Raw genomic sequence first — 22,268 nt, forward strand, 5'->3', positions numbered from 1 at the left:
ATGCGTCCATGCAGTGCATTTTTTATGAGATTAAGTTAATGCACCTTCACATTGCTGTGGGGCAATAAGATCAGCCAACATACTTCTTGAGCGTTGCTCTTACGGCACCTGTGCCGGCGATAAGCTCTTCAAAGTAAGAAAGAACTCTATCCGAAAGGCCTGATTCTTCAAGGTCTACGCCAAAGATTGTAGCGTCTTTGAGAATAGGAAGAAGCTTAGCTTTGATAGCAGCTTTATCTATAGAAGCTCCAAGCTCAATACCTTCAACAAAGCTCTTAGCCTTCTCAAGAAGCGGATCGGGGCTTGGCTCAAATGCTTTGCCGTTATCGTCTACGCCCATCACATAGCGAAGCCAGCCGGCGTGTACTAGAGGAATACACTTTAGATCGGCTACATTGAGACTATCTGAAGAAAGGTAAGCTTTGATAGTCTCACCGAATCTGATGGCAAGCTTCTGCGATGTGTCTGTGGCAATCCTTTGAGGGGTATCGGGCATGAACTTGTTGGGAATTCTGACGTTTACAACAGTGTCAATGAATTCCTGAGGCTTTATAACACCCGGATCTGTAACAACGGGGAGTCCCTCAACATATCCGATTGTCTTAACAAGCTTAACAAGCTCCGTATCTTTCATTTCTTCTGAGATCTTGTCGTATCCAAGAAGGCATCCGTATACGGCAAGTGCTGTGTGAAGAGGATTGAGGCAGGTGCAAACCTTCATGCGCTCAACCTTATCCACAGTCTCTTTTTCCGTGAAGATAACTCCGACCTTCTCAAGAGCGGGACGACCGTTCGGGAACTTATCCTCGATAACGAGGTATTCGCTCTCCTCGGCATTAACAAAGGGAGCAACCCAAGTTTTCTTGGAAGTTACAACGGGTTCAAGCTCCTCGATTCCATCGTTTTTAAGAATCTCATTAACGGAATCGTCGGGTCTTGGTGTGATCTTGTCGATCATTGACCAAGGGAAAGAAACCTTGGAATCATCTTCTATATATGAAATAAATCCTGCGTCAGCCTTACCGTTTGCAGTCCACTCTTTTGCAAATGCATGCACCGCATCAAAGAGCTTATCTCCGTTGTGTGAGCAGTTGTCTGTGCTGACCATGGCAATCTTCTTTTCACCTGCAAGGAATCTCTCATATAAAAGAGCCGCAACCTTACCGATATAGCTCTGAGGCTTTGAAGGGCCTGCTGCAAAATCGTCCTTTACTGCGGGAAGAAGCTCACCTGCGGGATTAACAAGGCTATAGCCTTTCTCTGTGATTGTAAAAGTAGCAAGCTGAAGAGAATCGCATCTAAAGATCTCTTTAAGACGAGAAAACTCTTTTTCATCATTTGAATCAAGGATGCATGACTCCGCAATACTTGAGATCACGGATTTTTCAACGGATCCGTCAGCTTTAAGTGTGACAAGGAGTGAGAGGTTGTCGTGAGGTTTGTACATCTTCTCGATGATCTCATAGTCAAAACCTTCTACGACAGTAAGTCCCTTATCGTTCATGCCGCCGTCAAGCATTCTCTGTGAAAGATTAGCCTGAAATGCTCTGAAGATATTTCCTGCTCCGAAGTGAACCCACTCGGGTGCTTCAACTGTCTTTTTTATCATTTCAGCTCTGTCGAAAGTGGGAAGGTAGTAGCCCTTCTCTTTCCATGCGCTGTCTTTTAAACTCTGTTCATTAAGCTTCATGATCAAACTCCTCTCTCGTGACTCTTTTCAATTGCTTCCCAAAGACCGTTGAGGTAAGTTGCACCGAGCGCTCTGTCATAGAGACCGTAGCCGGGCATTGCAACTTCGCCCCAGATCATTCTTCCGTGGTCGGGACGGATAGGTCCGTCGAAGCCTGTCTCATAGAGAGCCTTCATGATCTCGTACATATCGAAAGTTCCGTCGGCTGAAAGGTGAGCAGACTCCTCAAAGTTGGTGGGAGAGATGAACTTAAGATTACGAACGTGTGCGAAGTGAATTCTTCCTTCAAGTGCTCTGATCATGTGAGGCAGATCGTTCTCAAGGCTTGTGCCGTAAGAGCCTGAGCAGAATGTAACTCCGTTGTGAACGTCATCAACCGCCTTCATGAGCTTAAGGATGTTCTTTTCATTGTTGATGATCCTGGGAAGTCCGAATACAGACCAAGCGGGATCGTCGGGATGGATAGCCATCTTGATGTCATACTTATTACATACGGGCATGATCGCCTTCAAGAAATAAACAATATTTTCAAAGAGCTTATCCTCATCGATTCCTGAGTAGAGCTCAAAGAGCTCCTTGATGTGAGCCATTCTTTCGGGCTCCCAACCGGGCATTACGGAACCGTTTGTGTCACCTGAAAGTGTTTCGAACATCTTCTCGGGATTGATAGCATCGATAGCTTCCTGAGTGTAAGCAAGTACGGTCGAGCCGTCTTCTCTTTTTCTTGCAAGCTCTGTTCTTGTCCAGTCGAATACAGGCATGAAGTTGTAGCATACCATGTGGATATCTTCTTTACCGAGATTCTCCAAAGTCTTTATATAGTTATCGATGTGCTCGTCTCTCTCTGCGGTAGCAGCCTTGATGGCATCCGATACGTTTACCGATTCGATACCTGAAACCTTAAGTCCGCCGTCAGCGACATCCTTTTTGAGAGCCTTGATCTCGTCCTGAGTCCAGAGCTCGCCCGCCTGCTTGTTGTAAAGAGTTGTGATAACACCCTTTACACCGGGAACCTGTCTTATCTGCCAAAGCTTTACGGTATCATACTCTTTACCGTACCAGCGAAGTGTCATTTCCATAATTAGAATTTCTCCCTTCCTAATACATCTTTTTTGATCTGATTTAATGATCTGAATAATAATTGTGGTCTGTATAATACAATAGTTTCTTTTAGTAAAAAAAAGAATGGAATAATTTGTTTCATACCTTGCAAAAATTGCAATCGGTGCTATTATACAAATATGAAAAGCAAACTAAGATCATCCTTTAACACAAGACAATACATGGTTTCATCGGATTTTGAGGTCTACTATTACTCAGACAGAGACTTCAAGACGCTTAAGCCGCATGCCCATGATTATTACGAGTGCTACCTCTTTATAGAGGGCGACGTTACCATGGAGATATTCAGTCCCGAGGGCAAGACCATCAGATACAAGATGTCTCCCGGCGACCTCATGCTGGTTCCACCCGGGATCTCGCATCATGCGCTTATGAATAATCCCGAGGAAAATTACAGACGCTTCCTTTTCTGGATAAGCAAAGATTGCTGTAATTCGCTTATGCAGGAGTCTGTGGACTACATGTTCCTGTTTCAGAAGGCAGAGGCGTATCACAAATACATCTATCACCTTGCACCCGCGCAGTTTCACATGGTCGAGTCCAAGTTCCTGCGCCTTCTCGAGGAAATCGCAAGTGAGAGATACGGAAGCACTGCGTTCAGACATCTGTGCCTTTGTGACCTTATCCTTACGATCAACAGGATTGTCTACGACGAGGAGAACATCAGCAGCGGAAGCGATGAGCTGACTCTTTTCCAAAATATCATCGCTTACGTTGAGAGTAATCTCGAGGATGCTCTTACGCTCGATGATATCGCGGGGCAGTTCTTTATAAGCAAGTACTACGTTGCGCATCTTTTCAAGGATACGCTCGGCGTTTCGCTCCATCAGTACATTATCAAAAAGCGCCTCGCCGAGTGCAGAAATGCTATCACGGGCGGCGCCAGCATAACGGGAACCTATGAGAAGTTCGGCTTTAGAGATTATTCAAGCTTTTTCAAGGCTTTCAAAAAAGAGTATGGCATGTCCCCCAAGGAATATCAGGGGCTTTACTCAAACAACGCCTTGCAGATAGATAAATAACATTCAACGAAGGTGACTAAAATGATTCAGGACATAAATCCCCACAGATTATACAATCAATACGATCCCGAAAAGAGACCTTCTGATGACAGCAGGATATTTGCTTTCAGGGATTCTGCGCAGAACAAAAGAGATATCGAGCTCCTTGTAAAGATAAGAGATGAGGGCAAAACTCTTGATATCCCCAAAAGATCTGACTTTGCGGAAGAGCTTAGCGAAGCTTCTTTTATCTACTTATTTTCTGTTGATGATGAGAGCTTTTTTTTACTTGATAAAAAAGAGAGCGCCATAGCCGAAAAGACTGAGGAAAACGCAGACTACAGCTTTGTCTCTTTTACAGAGCTTAGAAATGCCGGCCTTCAGCCCAAGGAATATGTCTACGCTGCATTCACTGCATATCAGCTTGCTGAGTGGTATTCCGTGACAAGATACTGCGGCAAATGCGGCGCCGAGAATGAGAATGACAAGAAAGAGAGAGCAAGGACTTGTCCTAAGTGCGGCAACAAGATCTATCCAAGGATCAATCCTGCCGTCATAATCGGCATTACCGATAAAGAGACTGACAGCATAGTCCTTACCAAGTACCGTGTCGGCTATGGCCACAACGCCCTTGTTGCGGGCTTTACCGAGATCGGTGAGACACTTGAGGAGTGCGTGGCAAGAGAAGTTATGGAAGAAGTCGGCCTTACCGTCACCAATATCCGCTACTACAAATCCCAGCCCTGGGGCATCGCCAGCGACATCCTCGTTGGCTTCTACTGCGACGTAGTAGGCGACAAAACCATCAAGATGGACAAAGGCGAACTCAAATATGCCGAGTGGGTAAAGCGCCCCGACATAATCCTTCAACCTCTCGAATACAGCCTCACCAACGAAATGATGCAAACCTTCAAAAATAACGGTTATTCCGGAACACTATAACCTTTCAACAAAAAAGCGGTGTAGCATTTGCTACACCGCTATATTATTACTTTGATAATTTACTTGTTCTGTAGATGATATCGCTTCTTGCAGGTCCGTTACTTACCATAGTGATGGGATATCCGATCTGCTCCTCGATGAACTCGATATACTTTCTGCAGTTCTCAGGGAGATCTTCGTACTTCTTGATTCCTCTGATATCGCACTTCCATCCGGGAAGAGTTTTGAATACGGGCTTAGCCTTCTCAAGAAGGTGTGTTACGGGGAACTCTGTTGTAACCTCGCCGTCAATATCATATCCTACGCATACGGGAATCTCATCGAGATATCCGAGAACGTCAAGTACTGTGAAAGCAACATCCGTTGTGCCCTGAAGTCTGCAGCCGTACTTACTTGCTACGCAGTCATACCAGCCCACACGTCTGGGTCTTCCTGTTGTTGCGCCGTACTCACCGCCGTCGCCGCCTCTTCTTCTGAGTTCCTCAGCTTCATCTCCGAAGAGCTCTGATACAAATGCACCTGCTCCGACAGCTGATGAATAAGCCTTGGATACTGTAACGATCTGCTTGATCTCATAAGGAGGGATGCCTGCTCCGATCGCACCGTAAGCTGCGAGAGGAGATGAAGATGTAACCATGGGATAGATTCCGTGGTCGGGATCCTTCATTGTTCCGAGCTGACCCTCTAAAAGAATTGTCTTGCCTTCCTTGATAGCATTATCGAGATAGAGTGCTACGTTGCCAACATAAGGCTTAACCTGATCTCTCCACTCAACGATCTGCTTAAAGAGTGCTTCCTGATCGATAGGATCTGCATGATAGAGATTAACTAGGAGCACATCCTTGATCTGCGCGATACGTGCGATCTTTTCCTTGATAACATCATCATCCTGGAAGAACTCGTTGATCTGCCATCCGATCTTAGAGAACTTATCTGAATAAAAAGGAGCGATTCCCGACTTTGTTGAACCAAAGCTCTTTCCGGCAAGTCTTGCTTCCTCAAGTGAATCGAACTGCACATGATAAGGCATCATAACCTGAACTCTGTCTGAGATCATGATCTGAGGAGTGGGAACTCCCTTGGATGTGATCTCGTTAAGTTCGTTCATGAACTTGGTGATGTCGAATGCCACACCGTTACCGATGATGTTCATGATGTGTGAGTGGAAAACACCTGAAGGCATTGTGTGAAGTGCGAATTTACCGTAATCGTTAACTATTGTGTGTCCGGCGTTTGCTCCGCCCTGGAAACGGATAACGACATCGGCCTGGTCTGCAAGAGTATCGGTGATCTTACCTTTTCCCTCGTCGCCCCAGTTGGCACCTACTACTGCTTTAACCATTTTAAAAAATCCTCCTTAAAAATAACTCTTTTAAGCTACATGAGATATGATATACGAAAAAAGAATATAAGTAAAATCAATCTTTTTTATACTTACCATAAGTTTTGCTTATTTCTCGAAATTTTATATAAATTTATACAATTTTTTGACATACAAACAAGTAAAAAGCTTAAAATAATAGTACATATAATCGTTTATGATTCGCATAATATAGGAGGTTAGCATGGGCAGAGCAGCCGCAATCGGAAATGAATTTTCACAAGATTCATTCAAAAAACTTTCTGTATCCGATAAGTTTAAAAAAGTCTTCAACAGACTTAGACTTAATCTTGTTGTCATTTTTGTCGTCATCATCATAATTGATGCTTTCTCTGTTTTTAATCTGAATATGATCTACAACAGATTTTATGAGCAGAATACCCAGCAGGGTGAGATACGTATCACCATCCAGGCCCTTGCCAAGTACTACCTCTGGGCACTGAATGCATATGACGAGGCTGACAGAGCCGAGCAGATGCAGGGGGCAAAAGAAAAGATCCAGGAGCTGAACGATGGTCTTGATTCACTCGGAAAGGTCTATAATGACGACCTTACCGAAGTATATAAGCACATCGCTGATATAGACAATTCCGCGGCTACTTTGGATGCAATGTTTGCTGCGGGTAATTCTCACGAAGAACTTTATAATTACTACGTTGCCAACGTCAACGAGGCTATAAAAGTAGTCGTTAAAGATTTCAAGGAAATAGGTATATCAGCCAAAGAGCAGGCACATAAAGCATTTAATGCCGCTCTTACAAGCGTGTTTATTTTGACTGTGCTCTCACTGGCCATAGTTGCCTATGCGATCCTTTATTCAAACAAGTCAAGACGTGCTCTTACCGGAAGCATACTCGGACCTATAGAATCCATTTCCAAGGCTGCCGATGACATGGCTAACGGTAAGATCGAGATCAAGATCCCGAGCGAATCGGACGACGAGCTTGGAAAGCTTGCCAATGATATCACATATTCGACCGATGTTATCGAAGAGATTGTAAAAGATATTACGGAGACCCTGGGACGTATGTCGACGGGAGATTTCTCCTGCGGTTCAAAGAATGAAAAACTGTATATAGGTGATTATGCTGCCATTAAAAAGGCTCTCGGAAATATTGCTGAGACGCTTAGCAGCACACTTCAAGAAGTTAAGAATTCTTCTTCGCAGGTTTCTCAAGGTGCCATCAATATGTCACAGGGAGCCAACGATCTTGCGGAAGGCTCTACAGATCAGGCTGCAGCTGTTGAAGAGCTTACCGCTTCCGTTAACTCCGTGACTGAACAGACCAAACAGCTTGCGACAGTTGCGGAAAAGAGTAAGAGAATGGCGACTGAAGTAAGAGATAATGCCGAGACATCGGCTGCCAAGATGCATCTTGTGACAGATGCCATGACCAGGATCACTGAGGCGTCCGCTGAGATTGAACAGGTAACAAATTCAATTGAGGCTATTGCCAGTCAGACATCACTCCTTGCACTTAATGCTTCAATTGAGGCTGCAAGAGCCGGAGAAACAGGAAAAGGCTTTGCGGTTGTTGCGGATCAGATAGGACAGCTTGCGGATCAGTCCAGCGAAGCTGCAAAGAATACGCACCAGCTTATAGCCGATACAATGGATGAGATCAGTAACGGTAATGCGGTTGTGGCAGAGACGACGCAGGCGCTCGATGCCATGCAGCACAGCGTAGAAGAGATAACGGAGATGATCGTTCAGACAGGAGACCTTGCGGAGCAGCAGTCTCAGAGTATGGATGAGATCGATAAGGGAATCGAGATGATATCCAATGTCGTTCAGAACAACTCCGCTACAGCCCAGGAATCAAGTGCTGTATCACAGGAACTTTCGGAACAGTCAGAGAGTCTTAACAAGCTGATAGATCAGTTCACGATAGGTTCGGACTTCTGATTTTTGACACAGTATCATAATATTGCTTTTGAAATATGCCTACATTATAATGATGTAGATATCGATATTTCGGTATCTACATCTTTTTTTATTTAATGAGCGATAAGCGACTTGGGGGCGCCACGGCGCAAAAGAGAGGACTGGGGTATGATACATATTAAATCATTAGAGGACGGACTTGAGCTTTTTAAGACTTTGGGCTCCGACATAAGAATTGAGATCATAAAGGTGCTTCTTGATGAGGGAAGCCTTAACATGAACGATCTTGCAAGACATCTTAATATCACAAACGGTGCTCTTACAAGTCATATAAAAAAGCTTGAGGAGTGCGGACTTGTTCGCGTATCGTCGGAAGCACTCGGTCACGGCAATCAGAAGATATGCTCGGCAACACTTGAAAGAATACTTATAGATGTTGTTCCCGAGAAAAAAGATCAGGATATATATACAACGGATATTAAAGTCGGCCATTATCTTGACTGCCTTGTTTATCCCACATGCGGAATATGTTCAACGGAGAAAGCCATCGGAGAAGTTGACGATCCCAGATATTTTACCCATCCCGATAGATTCGATGCGGATGTTCTTTGGTTTACCAAGGGCTTTGTTGAATATCAGATCCCCAATTTCATCCCCGGCAATCAGAAAATAGATGAACTATGCATCACCGCAGAGCTCAGCTCGGAGGCGCCCGGTTACAATAACGTATGGCCTTCCGATATCTATTTTTACATTAACAATACATTTGTCGGAACATGGACATCTCCCGGAGATTTCGGTGACGTGAAGGGAGTCTTTACGCCCGATTGGTGGTTCCCGATGTGGAATCAGTACGGACTTATCAAGATGCTTGTCATAAATCACGACGGCACTTTTATTGACGGACTCAAGATTTCCGATGTAACGACAGATTCTCTTGAACTTACATCCAAGAGCAATATTAAATTTAAACTCGAGGTTCCCGATACTGCTGAGCATGTCGGAGGACTTACGATATTTGGCAAAGGTTTTGGTAATTACAACCAGGACATCAATGTCAAAATGAAATACAGTGCAATGAATTAAGGAGACATCTAAGTGGAACAGAACAGCAAAACACCTATGTACAAGCGAGTTCTCGCTATTATCGGTATCTTGATCCTTATCGGTATGTACATAAATCTTTTAATCCAGGCGGCAATCGGTTCGCCTGATACCTTCAACACATTTGTATATTGCGCAGCCGCAACAGTTGCGGTTCCGATAGCCATATGGGTACTTATGTGGGCAACAGGTGCGATCATCGGAAGGCATACGATGGCATCACTGGATCTTTTTTCAGCAAACAAAAGACATGACAAATACGGAAACGTTATTCCGGATGGCGAGATAGATACGGTTGTCTTTGATATAGGAAATGTCCTTGTTGATTTCGCTTGGGAGAAGTTTATTGAGGATAAGGGCTTTACCGGCGAGATCGCGGAGCGTATCGGAAAGGCATCTGTTTTAAGCGATGACTGGAAAGAGATCGACCGCGGAGTCCTTTCTATTGAAGAGATAATCGGAAATTTTGTTAAGAACGATCCCGAGATAAAAGAGCAGATTGAAAAGACATTCTCGGATTTTAACAATATCTGTATAAAAAGAGACGCAACGATTCCTTGGATAACGGCGCTCAAGACAGCCGGCTATAAGGTTTTGTATCTTTCCAATTATTCGGGACAGGTTCTTGAAGGAACAAAAGAAGCTATGGCATTCAGAGAATTTACCGACGGAGGCATTCTTAGCTACACCGAGCACATGATAAAGCCCGACCGTGAGATTTATGACCTTCTCGTTGAGCGCTATAACCTTACACCTTCAAAGACAGTATTTATCGATGACACTCCGGTCAACGTGGAGGCTGCCAAGAACTATGGTTGGAAAGGCATCGTGTTTAAGGATTATAAGCAGGTAAAAGAAGAACTTGAGAAACTTGGGGTGAAGTATTAATGAAAAAAGAAATGGGAAAGAGTGTTGTATTTGTCATTACAGCGCTGGCTGCAGTTGTTATTGCAGCAGCGCTTATGCTTTATTTTGGAGTGATCCATATTAACAATCCGAGCAAGGGAGAGTTTCCTGTAAGAGGAGTTGATGTTTCCTCATATCAAGGAGAAATAGACTGGAACGAATTAAGTAAGCAGAAAATAGATTTTGCTTATATCAAGGCGACGGAAGGCTCCTCGCATGTCGATCCTTACTTTGCGGATAACTGGAATAATTCAAAAGAAACAGAACTATGCATCGGAGCATATCACTTCTTTAGCTTTGAATCGGCAGGAGAAGATCAGGCGAAAAACGTGATCGGAACCGTTGATAAAAGAGATAACATGCTCCCAATCGTAATTGATGTTGAATACTACGGAAACTTCAAAACGGAAAGTGATATTGATGTTTCTAAGATAAAAAAAGAGCTGCGCTCGATGATAGATTGCCTTGCGGAAAAATACGGCACCAAGCCTGTGATCTACGTAAGCAGCGATACCTATAATACAATTGTCAAAGATGAATTCACCGATTGCCCTTTGTGGTACAGAAGTGTTTATACATCTGTTCCCAAAGACATTGATTGGACATTCTGGCAATACTCCAATCGCCATGTTCTAAGTGGCTATAAAGGAAAAGAAAAGTTCATCGACATGAATACCTTTAAAGGAACCAAGGAAGAGCTATTATCAATGTGCTTAAAAGAGAGTGATTCCGATAACGAAGAAACTACTTCTGAGCATAGCACTTCGGAGGCTGCGGAGGCGGCTTCGGAGGTGGAAGAGTCTGCATCGGAGGCCACAGAGCTTGCTTCGGAGGAGACATCAGATACCATTAAAGAGGTTGAAGAAGGCAAAGAATATTCTTTTTATGGATGGTATAACGAGCTGTTGGAGGAATCCACTTATGTTTCCTTTGAGGTTGATGAAGTAGATGACGGCATTGAATATGAAGGCTCTATTTCTGTAGAAACAACAGGTAAGCAGCGTAAGTTTATTAAAGCCAATCCCTATGAAGAGTTCAAAGTAACGGGTGTTTATTCTAAAGATGGAAGTTATCCAAGGTTTAAGGTGACCAATATAGAGACCGCGGATGATTATTTAAAAGACATGGAATCGGAGGGAGAGGACCCTTTAAAGGATTTGGTTGCCGATGATATACTTGAGAAATTCCGCGCATCAAGACCTGTAAGGAATCCCGATTCAATTAGTGATGAGGCAAGAGCGCTCGGACATTGGGTACAAAAGACTATTGGCAAAGTCGGATTTCCGGGAGATATAAAGGAAAAGGGCGAGAGCATAGGAAGAAGCTATGAGTTCCGTTTCGGAACTGACGTATCCAACAATTTTGACAACAATATTCCTTCTATGTATAGCGTCTACTATACATTAAAGGACTACTACAATTCCGACGGAAAGAATAATAAAGAGTATTATGATGATCTTATAATAGATAATGAAGATCTTGGAAACGGTAAACCTGAGACCATTGATCACATGTATTCTGATCTTCAGGAATTCATCAGCATGTGCAACAGCCTTATACGTGAGCGCTAAAAGTACTTGTGCAGTACGACGCCTCAGGCTTTTATAAGCTCGACGAGTTTTCTTGCGGCAATTGACAGCGGTCTTGTTTCGTTTGTGATAACGCAGATCTTCCTTTTGGGGATCATCTTATTAAAACGAAGCTCGAACAAAACTCCGCTGTCGAGATACTCTTTTGCAAAGTCCTTGACAACGCAGCCGACTCCCAGGTTTCGAAGCGCGAACTGCACGATCATGTCGCTTGTTGCGAGCTCGAACTCCGGGTGAAGCTCGGCGCCGTTCTCGGTCAAAAGAGAACTTATATAATCTCTGGTACTTGTCTTTCCTTCAAGCATTATTAACGGAACGTTTGAAAGATCGGAAAAGTCCAGCATCTTATTTTTATACTGAATAAACTTACGGCCGGCTACAAAGGTATCTTCTATCTCGGAAACGGGGAAGAAACTGTAGCCGTCTTTTTCTTTAAAGGGCGTGGAAATAACGCCGAAATCAATCTTGTCATCTTCGAGAGAAGAAAGCGTTTCGGGTGTGGGACCGTTGGTTACGGTAACCTTGATACCGGGATAGAGCTCGTGGAATTTTTCAAGATAGGGCAGCAAAAAGAATCTGAGAGTCATATCGCTTGCACCGATCCTGACTTCTCCGGCATCCAGATGAAGGAGCTGCGAAAGGCGCTGCTCTCCGAGCTCAATCTGCTCATAACCTCTTTCGATATATCTATATAGAAGATTTCCTTCACTTGTAAGCTTCATTCCTCTGGAAGTTCTCTGAAAAAGAGTGCAGCCGAGGGATTTTTCAAGCTGATGAATAGACTGCGTCACGGCGGGCTGTGAAATAGACAGCTCTTTTGCCGCGAGAGTTATGCTTGAAAGCTTTCCTACATAATAAAAGGTTTTATAATATTCGAGGTTGTTGGTCATAGATTCCTCCAAAGAAGGATTATTTTATTTGTGATGTACGTATTGCATAAATCTATTTTGACACGTATATCATTATTAATCAAAATGGATATTGCACTAAGCAAATCTGCTTGCTATAATGTTTGAGAACTCTGACAGGAGTTTTTTTGAGTGCCACAAATTCAGTAAGAAACGGCCGAAAGCCAGAACAGGAGCGGAATTTCATGAGCATGGAAAATGACAACAATGTCAATGAGAACAGTGTTGAGGATATCATTTTAAGATATCGTCCCGAGCTTGAGAAGATCACACCTTACCTTAAATGGCTTAAAGAGAACGTCAAGGTTGAGGTCGCTCAGACCTATTCAAACAGCGAACTCAAATCTATACCGTTCCCGGTATACGATTCCAATCTTTTGGCCTTTGTCAAGGCAGCTCAGACCACCAATCTTCTGGATCGCAACTACGTCTATGTTTACAGCGAGAATCACCTTAGAAATTACAAGGACGAGCTTCTTTTCATACAGGAAGCCGGTATCACGGACATGGATGCTCTTGCAGGGATCCTTTCAAGTTACATATTAAGAGGAATGGTCAAGGGTTCTGTTTGGTCAGAGGGCGTGGCAACAGGAGTCCTGTATCAGGTAGTTAAGAAAATGGACGACCTGATCAAGTTCTGGGGACAGGATAACCTTTCAAGACAGTAACATTCACAAGTAGCAGAGGATAGCGGACGAATGGGAGAGAAATCCACCATCAAAAGGAAGTACATTCTTGGCAAGGCAAGAGAAGTCTTCGCCGAAAAGGGCTTCAAGAATGTCACAATGAAGGATATTGTAGATGCCTGCGACATCAGCCGTGGGGGTCTTTATCTCTATTTTTCCGGTACAGATGAATTATTCCTTGCAGTTCTTGCAGACGATATTGCAGAAGACGATGAAGAAGCCGTAACGGCAGCTCTTTCCGGCAATGCATCTGCAGGTGATATGTTAGCTCTTTTTCTAAAAGAACAAAAGAAAGAGATCCTCAGGAAAAAGAATAATCTTATTGTCGCTACTTATGAATACTTTTCCGTTAATAAAGTATCGGCTAAGGATAATCCCCTAAAAAAACAGTTTGATACCGCTGTTAAAATAGTTGAAAAGCTTATTGAAAACGGCGTTGAAAGTGGTGAATTCTATTGCGAGAACCCTCTTGGATGTGCTCGTAATCTTATGTACGTTGTGGAAGGTCTCAAGATCACTTCCAAGACAGTCGGCATAGATGAAGATACTATCGATAAGGAACTTATGTATGTATTAGAGGGATTAGTGCCCGATGAATTAAATAATATTAGTAATTAATAAAGAGTGCTTTGGAACATCGGCACTCTTTATTTAGAATATACAAACCAATTTATGTGAGGAGATATTATGAGCACGGTAAAACGAATCTATGTTGAAAAGAAAGCCCCCTATGCCGGAAAGGCTAAGGAACTCAAGGCAGAGATCAAGGGCTACCTTGGCATTAAGAGTGTGGAGGAAGTACGTATCTTCATCAGATATGATGTTGAGAACGTATCGGATGATGTATTTGAAAAGGCTTGCAACACAGTCTTTTCAGAGCCCCCTGTAGACATTCTTTACAGAGAAAATATTGAGATTCCTCAGAATGCAAAAGTATTCAGCATAGAGGCGCTTCCCGGACAGTTCGATCAGAGAGCCGATTCCGCAGAGCAGTGCGTTCGCTTCATCAAGGGCGACGAAGAGCCTGTCATCAAGACAGCCGTTACATACATGCTTATCGGAAATGTATCTGATGAAGAACTTGCCAAGATTCAGGAATATACAATGAACCCTGTTGATTCAAGAATTGCTGCGCCCGAAAAGCCCGCAACTCTTGTTACCAACTACGACGAGCCCGATGATGTTGCAGTATTTGACGGCTTCAAGGATATGTCTGAGAACGATCTCAAGGCGCTTTATGAGTCACTCGGACTTGCCATGACCTTCAACGATTTCAAGTGGATCCAGACATATTTCCATGATGATGAGAACCGCGATCCTTCAATGACAGAGATCAGAGTTCTTGATACATACTGGTCAGACCACTGCCGTCACACAACATTCGGCACAGAGCTCACAGACATCGAGTTCGCAGACGGCTTCTACAAAGAGCCCATCGTTAATGCTTATAACGAATATCTCTCAGCAAGAGAAGATCTTTACAAGACAGATGAAAAGAAAAAAGAGAAGTTCATTTCTCTTATGGATATCGCCCTCATGGGTATGAAGAAGCTCAAGAAGGACGGAAAGCTCACAGACATGGAAGAGTCTGAGGAGAACAACGCCTGCACAGTAGTTGTGCCTATCGAGGTTGACTACGGCGAGGGTGTTAAGACAGAGAACTGGCTTGTGTTCTTCAAGAACGAGACACACAACCATCCCACAGAGATCGAGCCTTTCGGTGGCGCTGCTACCTGCCTTGGAGGAGCTATCAGAGATCCCCTTTCAGGAAGAGGCTATGTATACCAGGCTATGCGTGTAACAGGTGCGGCTGATCCCACTGTTCCCGTAGCAGAGACAATGAAAGGTAAGCTTTCACAGAAGAAGCTCGTTCGCGGTGCTGCATCAGGTTATTCTTCATACGGTAACCAGATCGGACTTGCAACAGGCTATGTAAAAGAGGTTTATCATCCCGGATACGTTGCAAAGCGTATGGAGATCGGTGCGGTAATGGGAGCTGCTCCTCAGGAGCACGTTATCAGAGAGTCCGCAGATCCCGGAGATATCATCATTCTCCTCGGCGGACGTACAGGTAGAGACGGCTGCGGCGGAGCAACAGGTTCATCCAAGGCTCACGACAGCAAGTCCCTCACAACTTGCGGAGCTGAGGTTCAGAAGGGTAATGCACCTACAGAGCGTAAGCTTCAGAGACTCTTCAGAAGACCTGAAGTCAGCGAGCTTATCAAGAAGTGTAACGACTTCGGTGCCGGCGGTGTTTCGGTTGCCATCGGTGAGCTTGCACCCGGACTTGATATCAACCTTGACCTTGTACCCAAGAAGTATGCAGGTCTTGACGGAACAGAGCTTGCCATCTCAGAGTCACAGGAGAGAATGGCGGTAGTTGTTGCGCCCAAGGATGTAGATAAGTTCCTTGGATATGCTGCAGAAGAGAACCTCGAGGCTGTTAAGGTTGCGGTTGTTACAGAAGAGCCCAGACTTGTCCTCAACTGGAGAGGTAAAAAGATAGTAGACATAAAGAGAGCATTCCTTGATACAAACGGAGCGCATCAGGAGACAAAGGTTAAGGTAGAGGTTCCTGCTCAGGAAGATAACTACTTTAATAAGGTTGCATCCGACAAGGTTTCTGAAGCTCTTTCCAATAATGATGTAAAGGCTGCATGGCTTGCACAGATGAGCGACCTCAACGTCTGCTCACAGAAGGGTCTCGTTGAGATGTTCGATTCTTCTATCGGCGCAGGCTCAGTACTCATGCCTTACGGCGGTAAGTACCAGCTCACAGAGACACAGACAATGATCGCTAAGCTTCCTGTTCTTTCAGGAAAGACAGATACAGTAACAATGATGAGCTACGGCTTCGATCCTTATCTTTCAAGCTGGAGCCCTTATCACGGAGCTGCTTACGCAGTAACAGAGTCTGTATCAAGGATCGTTGCATCAGGCGGTGATTACAAGAACCTCCACTTCACATTCCAGGAGTACTTCAAGAGAATGACTGAGGATGCAAAGCGTTGGAGCGAGCCTTTCACAGCACTCCTCGGAGCATTCGAAGCACAGCTTCGCTTCGGAATCGCTTCAATCGGCGGTAAGGATTCAATGTCAGGCTCATTTAACGAGATCAACGTTCCGCCCACACTCGTATCTTTTGCGGTAGACGTTGCTAAGCTTTCGGATGTCATCACACCCGAGCTTAAGAAAGCAGGAAACAAGCTTGTACAGGTAAGGCTCCCTAAAGATAAATTCGATCTTCCCGATTACGACAAGGTTATGGCTATCTACTCCGATATCACAGACCTTATGAAGAAGAAAGCCATTGTTTCGGCTTACGCTGAGGACAGCTACGGAATCGCTGCTGCTGTCAGCAAGATGGCATTCGGTAACGGACTCGGAGTTAAGATCGCAGATGCTATCGAGGCAAAAGAGCTCTTTGCGAACGACATCGCAGACATCGTTGCTGAAGTTCCCGCAGATAAGCTTGCAGATGTACTTAAGATCGCAGGAGCAAGAGAGATCGGTGAAGTTACGGCTGATGCCAAGATCACAGCATGCGGCATGACACTTGACCTTAACGAGGCACTCAGCGCTTGGAAGAACAAGCTCGAGAAGGTATTCCCTTCAACGGTAGGAACAGAAAAGACTTCCGTAGAGTCACCTCTCTTCAAGGCTGACAGCATCTACGTATGCAAGAATAAGGTTGCAAAGCCCACAGTATTCATCCCGGTATTCCCCGGAAGTAACTGTGAGTATGACAGCGCGCAGGCATTTGAGAGAGCAGGCGCTGATACAAACATCAAGATATTCAAGAACAGAAACGCAGAGGATATTGTTGAGTCTGTAGCTGAGTTCAAAAAAGCTATCGCAAACGCACAGATCATCATGTTCCCCGGCGGATTCTCAGCAGGTGATGAGCCTGACGGAAGTGCTAAGTTCTTCGCGACAGCCTTCCAGAACGCAGAGATAAAAGAAGCTGTAGAAGACCTTCTCAATAACAGAGACGGACTTGCGCTCGGAATCTGTAACGGATTCCAGGCTATGATCAAGCTCGGCCTTGTACCTAACGGCAAGATCACAGGACAGAATGAGAACTCTCCTACACTTACATTCAATACAATAGGAAGACACATTTCCAAGATGGCTTACATCAAGGTTGTTTCAAACAACTCACCTTGGCTTTCGGAAGCTAAGCTCGGCGGAGTATACACTAACCCCGCATCACACGGTGAGGGAAGATTTGTTGCTCCCGATGATGTACTTGATACACTCTTTAAGAACGGACAGATCGCAACACAGTACTGCGATCTCGACGGCAACGTAACAATGGATGATGAGTGGAACATCAACGGTTCCTACAGAGCTGTTGAGGGTATCCTTTCACCCGACGGAAGATGCCTTGGAAAGATGGCTCACTCAGAGAGAAGAGGCGACGGCGTAGCCGTTAATATCTTCGGTGAGCAGGACATCAAGATATTCGAGAGTGGTGTTAAGTACTTTAAGTAAGAAATATTGAGTTATATCTGGAGGAAATAAATGAAAGCTTTTTTGATCTTGGAAGACGGAAGCATCTTTGAAGGCAAGCACTTCGGAGCCGACAAGGATGTTATAAGTGAAATAGTTTTTAATACATCGATGGCGGGATATACGGAAGTATTTACAGATCCTTCCTACGCAGGACAGGCAGTTTGCATGACTTATCCCCTTATAGGAAACTACGGCGTTTGCCTTGACGATATGGAGTCGGAAAGACCTTGGGTTGACGCTGTAATTGTTAGAGAGCTTTCACGCATCCCTTCAAACTTCCGCTGCGACATGTCAATCCAGGAATTCTTGGAAAAATATGAGATTCCCGGAATTGAAGGAATAGACACAAGAAAACTTGTAAGGATTCTCAGAGAAAAGGGCACCATGAACGGTATCATCACAACCAATGAAAACCTTACATTCGACAGCATCAAGGACAAGCTCCACGCATACACAACAGGCGACGTTGTAAGCAAAGTATCCTGCAAGGAAAAGATAGTTCTAAAGGGCGTATCCGATCTTTCTGAGAACGGACCTCTTTCAGGAAGTGCCGTATTTAATGCAGATAACTTCAAGGCTGACCTTGCGGGCGATCACTCCAAGAGAGAAAAGAGACCTGCGATTGTAAAAGAGCTTAACGGCAAAGGTCTTAAGGTTGCGCTCCTCGATGTGGGAGCCAAGAAGAACATTGCGGCTTCACTTGCTGCAAGAGGCTGTGATGTTACAATATATCCTTCAAATACAACCGCTGAGGAGATCCTTAAGGACGCTCCCGACGGAATCATGCTTTCAAACGGCCCCGGTGACCCGAAGGAGAACGTGGATGTAATTAAAGAGATTAAAAAACTCTATGATTCAGATACACCTATTTTTGCGATCTGCCTTGGACACCAGCTTATGGCGCTTGCAACGGGTGCGGATACATTTAAGATGAAGTACGGACACAGAGGCGGTAACCACCCGGTAAAAGACCTTACGAACGGCCGCGTATACATCTCATCTCAGAACCACGGCTATGTAGTAGACATGGATAAGCTTGATAAGAACATAGCTGAGCCTGCGTTTATAAACGTTAACGACGGAACCAATGAGGGACTTGCCTATGTTGGTAAGAACATCTTCACAGTGCAGTTCCATCCTGAAGCATGTCCCGGACCGCAGGATTCAAGCTATCTGTTTGACAGATTTATAGATATGATGAAAAAAGGAAAAGTAGGAGGTAAGAACTGATGCCGAAGAATAAAGATGTTAAAAAGGTACTGGTTATCGGTTCAGGACCTATCGTGATCGGACAGGCAGCAGAGTTTGACTATGCCGGAACTCAGGCTTGCCGTTCACTTAAAGAAGAGGGTGTAGAGGTTATCCTTGTAAACTCTAACCCCGCTACCATCATGACAGATAAGGACATTGCCGACGAGGTTTATATCGAGCCCCTCACAGTCAAAGTCCTTGAGCAGATAATCGAAAAGGAAAAGCCCGATTCAATCCTTCCCACACTTGGAGGACAGGCGGGACTTAACCTTGGTATGGAGCTTGATGAGTCAGGCTTTCTTAAGTCACATAACGTAAAGCTCCTCGGAACAACTGCAGAGACAATCAGAAAGGCTGAGGACAGGCAGGAATTCAAGGACACCATGGAAAGAATCGGTGAGCCTTGCGCTGCTTCACTCGTTGTTCACAACGTTCAGGACGGTGTTGAGTTTGCCAACAAGATTGGCTACCCCGTTGTTCTTCGTCCCGCGTTCACACTCGGTGGTTCAGGCGGCGGTATCGCGCACAATCAGGTTGAGTGTGAGGAGATACTTGAGAACGGACTCAGACTTTCACGTGCAAACGAAGTTCTTGTAGAAAGATGCATCGCAGGATGGAAAGAGATCGAGTACGAGGTAATGCGTGACTCTGCAGGAAACTGCATCACGGTATGTAACATGGAGAACATCGACCCCGTCGGTGTACATACAGGTGACTCCATCGTTGTGGCTCCTTCTCAGACACTTTCCGACAAGGAATACCAAATGCTCAGAAGCGCGGCTCTCAACATCATCGACGAGCTTCAGATCACAGGTGGATGTAACGTACAGTTTGCTCTTCACCCCACAAGCTTTGAGTACTGCGTAATCGAGGTTAACCCTCGTGTAAGCCGTTCATCCGCGCTTGCTTCCAAGGCTACGGGATACCCGATCGCCAAGGTCGCAGCCAAGATCGCGCTCGGCTACACACTTGACGAGATCAAGAACGCCATCACAGGTAAGACATATGCAAGTTTCGAGCCTACACTTGACTACTGCGTAGTTAAGTTCCCGAGACTTCCTTTTGATAAATTCATCACTGCAAAGAGAACTCTTACAACACAGATGAAAGCAACAGGTGAGGTAATGAGTATCTGCACCAACTTTGAAGGTGCCATGATGAAGGCTATCCGCTCACTTGAGCAGCACGTTGACTGCCTTACAAGCTATGACTTCTCAGAGCTTGACGACGACGAGCTTACAGAGCGTCTTAAAGTTGTAGACGATCAGAGAATCTGGGTTATCGCCGAGGCTCTCAGAAGAGGCTTCTCACACGAGCAGATCCATGACATCACACTCATCGACATCTGGTTCATTGATAAGCTTCACGCACTCGTTAAGATGGAGCTTAAGCTTCTTAGGATCGGTGAGAAGAATACACAGGGTAAGGACGCAGACCTTGCGGAAGCTAAGAAGATCATCAGCTTTGAGACACTTCTTGAAGCTAAGCGTCTTGAGTATCCCGATTCGGTTATCAGCAGACTCACACGTTTCTCTGAGGACGTGTTAAAAGAGCTTAGATATGAATACAATATCAAGGCTACATTCAAGATCGTTGATACCTGCGCAGCTGAGTTTGCGGCTGAGACACCTTACTACTATTCGGTTTACAACGGACCCGATTCTGAAGATGAGGCAGCACTTAAGGCTGACAGCGGCAAGAAAAAGATCCTTGTACTTGGCTCAGGTCCTATCAGGATCGGTCAGGGTATCGAGTTCGACTATTGCTCTGTTCACGCAACATGGGCATTTAAGAAAGCCGGTTTTGAGACAATTATCATAAACAACAACCCCGAGACTGTAAGTACTGACTTCGATATAGCTGATAAGCTTTACTTTGAGCCTCTTACACCCGAGGATGTAGAGAATATTGTAAGACTTGAAAAGCCAGACGGAGCGGTTGTTCAGTTCGGTGGACAGACAGCCATCAAGCTCACTCAGGACCTTATGAAGATGGGCGTTAAGATCTACGGAACGGATGCCAAGGATGTAGACGCAGCCGAGGACAGAGAGATCTTTGATCAGATCCTTGAAGAGACACAGATAAAGCGTGCTCAGGGTGCTACCGTTTACACAGCGGAAGAAGCCAAAGAAGTTGCCAACCGTCTTGGTTATCCCGTACTTGTAAGACCTTCCTACGTACTTGGCGGACAGGGCATGCAGATAGCTCTTTCCGATGCAGAGATAGAAGAGTTCATGAACATCATCAACAGATATGCTCAGGATCATCCTATCCTTGTAGATAAGTACCTTCAGGGTGTTGAGACAGAGGTTGATGCCGTTTGCGACGGTGAAGACATCGTTATCCCCGGTATCATGGAGCATATCGAGAGATCCGGTATTCACTCAGGTGACTCAATCTCCGTATATCCCGCACAGTCTCTTTCGGATAAGGTTAAGCAGACAATCGCCGAATATACAAGAAGACTTGCAAAGGCTCTTCACGTAATCGGACTTATAAACGTACAGTTCATAGCTGTGGGCGATGAAGTATATATTATCGAGGCTAACCCCAGATCATCACGTACCGTTCCTTACATCAGTAAGGTTACAGGTATTCCGATCGTTGATCTTGCAGCAGAAGTTATGCTCGGTAAGAAGCTTAAGGACCTTGGCTACACACCCGGACTTCAGCCTGAAGCCGGCTATGTAGCGATCAAGATGCCTGTATTCTCATTTGAGAAGATCAGAGGAGCCGAGATCAGCCTCGGACCTGAGATGAAGTCAACAGGTGAGTGCCTTGGTATCAGCAAGAACTTTAATGAAGCACTTTACAAGGCGTTCCTCGGAGCGGGAGTTAAGCTTCCGAAATATAAGCAGATGATCATCACCGTTAAGGATTCCGATAAGGGCGAGATAATCGACATTGCAAGACGTTATGAGAAGCTCGGATATATCATTTACGCGACAAGATCTACAGCCGCTACTCTTAATGACAACGGTGTAAAAGCAAGAAAGATCAACAAGCTTTCTCAGGAATCACCTACGGTCATCGACCTTATCCTCGGTCACAAGATCGACCTTGTAATCGATACACCTACACAGGGAAGAGATAAGACACGTGACGGATTCCTTATCAGAAGAACAGCGATCGAGACAGGTGTTAACGTTATCACTGCTCTCGATACAGCCAAGGCTCTTGTAACAAGTCTTGAGACAACCAACTCTGAAGAAGGACTTGAGCTTGTGGATATCGCAAAGCTTTAATGTAACAGACGACGCGAATCCGCGTATGCGGATGAATTAGACA

At 44.8% G+C, this 22,268-nt stretch carries 15 protein-coding genes; 11 read left to right on the forward strand and 4 right to left on the reverse strand.

What is annotated here, in order from left to right; all coding sequences use genetic code 11:
- Positions 1–70 precede the first annotated feature (70 nt).
- Both D6856_RS07185 and uxuA read right to left on the reverse strand, forming a co-directional pair.
- Positions 71–1,690, reverse strand: coding sequence for a mannitol dehydrogenase family protein (locus D6856_RS07185; protein WP_120686337.1), 1,620 nt, complete (start codon positions 1,688–1,690; stop codon positions 71–73).
- Between the two features lie 2 nt (positions 1,691–1,692).
- A complete protein-coding gene (gene uxuA / locus D6856_RS07190; RefSeq protein ID WP_120686338.1) occupies positions 1,693–2,769 on the reverse strand; it encodes a mannonate dehydratase in 1,077 nt (358 codons plus the stop codon).
- Positions 2,770–2,931: 162 nt separating this feature from the next.
- Between uxuA and D6856_RS07195 the strand changes: the two genes are divergently transcribed.
- Positions 2,932–3,834, forward strand: a complete 903-nt coding sequence (locus tag D6856_RS07195; protein ID WP_120686339.1) for a helix-turn-helix domain-containing protein — start codon at positions 2,932–2,934, stop codon at positions 3,832–3,834.
- A gap of 21 nt (positions 3,835–3,855) precedes the next feature.
- On the forward strand, positions 3,856–4,755 hold the full coding sequence (gene nudC, locus D6856_RS07200; RefSeq protein WP_120686340.1) for an NAD(+) diphosphatase: 900 nt from the start codon (positions 3,856–3,858) through the stop codon (positions 4,753–4,755).
- A gap of 46 nt (positions 4,756–4,801) precedes the next feature.
- Here the strand turns inward: nudC and D6856_RS07205 are convergent, their stop codons facing one another.
- Positions 4,802–6,097: an adenylosuccinate synthase gene (locus D6856_RS07205; RefSeq protein ID WP_120686341.1), complete on the reverse strand. Its 1,296-nt coding sequence runs from the start codon at positions 6,095–6,097 to the stop codon at positions 4,802–4,804.
- Positions 6,098–6,320: 223 nt separating this feature from the next.
- Here D6856_RS07205 and D6856_RS07210 point away from each other — a divergent pair, with 223 nt between their 5' ends.
- The 4 genes from D6856_RS07210 to D6856_RS07225 all read left to right on the forward strand — a co-directional run bounded on the left by D6856_RS07210 (position 6,321) and on the right by D6856_RS07225 (position 11,602).
- Positions 6,321–8,042 (forward strand): methyl-accepting chemotaxis protein, encoded by a 1,722-nt coding sequence (locus tag D6856_RS07210; RefSeq protein ID WP_120686342.1) that lies wholly within the window; start codon positions 6,321–6,323, stop codon positions 8,040–8,042.
- A gap of 147 nt (positions 8,043–8,189) precedes the next feature.
- Complete coding sequence (locus tag D6856_RS07215) at positions 8,190–9,107, forward strand: ArsR/SmtB family transcription factor (RefSeq protein WP_120686343.1); 918 nt, start codon at positions 8,190–8,192, stop codon at positions 9,105–9,107.
- Between the two features lie 12 nt (positions 9,108–9,119).
- A complete protein-coding gene (locus D6856_RS07220; protein ID WP_092248526.1) occupies positions 9,120–10,013 on the forward strand; it encodes an HAD family hydrolase in 894 nt (297 codons plus the stop codon).
- A complete protein-coding gene (locus D6856_RS07225; protein ID WP_120686344.1) occupies positions 10,013–11,602 on the forward strand; it encodes a GH25 family lysozyme in 1,590 nt (529 codons plus the stop codon). The genes D6856_RS07220 and D6856_RS07225 overlap by 1 nt, the downstream gene beginning before the upstream one ends.
- Before the next feature lie 23 nt (positions 11,603–11,625).
- Here the strand turns inward: D6856_RS07225 and D6856_RS07230 are convergent, their stop codons facing one another.
- Complete coding sequence (locus D6856_RS07230) at positions 11,626–12,510, reverse strand: LysR family transcriptional regulator (protein WP_092248523.1); 885 nt, start codon at positions 12,508–12,510, stop codon at positions 11,626–11,628.
- A gap of 203 nt (positions 12,511–12,713) precedes the next feature.
- On the opposite strand from D6856_RS07230, the gene D6856_RS07235 reads away from it, so the two are divergent.
- From D6856_RS07235 to carB, 5 genes are all read left to right on the forward strand, one after another.
- A complete protein-coding gene (locus D6856_RS07235; RefSeq protein WP_120686345.1) occupies positions 12,714–13,196 on the forward strand; it encodes a hypothetical protein in 483 nt (160 codons plus the stop codon).
- A gap of 30 nt (positions 13,197–13,226) precedes the next feature.
- Entirely contained in the window at positions 13,227–13,832 is a 606-nt protein-coding gene (locus D6856_RS07240) for a TetR/AcrR family transcriptional regulator (protein ID WP_120686346.1), read from the forward strand.
- 69 nt (positions 13,833–13,901) lie between these two features.
- Positions 13,902–17,708 (forward strand): phosphoribosylformylglycinamidine synthase, encoded by a 3,807-nt coding sequence (locus tag D6856_RS07245; protein WP_120686347.1) that lies wholly within the window; start codon positions 13,902–13,904, stop codon positions 17,706–17,708.
- 30 nt (positions 17,709–17,738) lie between these two features.
- On the forward strand, positions 17,739–18,959 hold the full coding sequence (locus D6856_RS07250) for a carbamoyl phosphate synthase small subunit (protein ID WP_120686348.1): 1,221 nt from the start codon (positions 17,739–17,741) through the stop codon (positions 18,957–18,959).
- Positions 18,959–22,225, forward strand: a complete 3,267-nt coding sequence (gene carB / locus D6856_RS07255; protein ID WP_120686349.1) for a carbamoyl-phosphate synthase large subunit — start codon at positions 18,959–18,961, stop codon at positions 22,223–22,225. The genes D6856_RS07250 and carB overlap by 1 nt, the downstream gene beginning before the upstream one ends.
- Positions 22,226–22,268 lie beyond the last annotated feature (43 nt).

The sequence above is a fragment of the Butyrivibrio sp. XB500-5 genome (assembly GCF_003625505.1).
Taxonomy (GTDB): domain Bacteria; phylum Bacillota; class Clostridia; order Lachnospirales; family Lachnospiraceae; genus Butyrivibrio.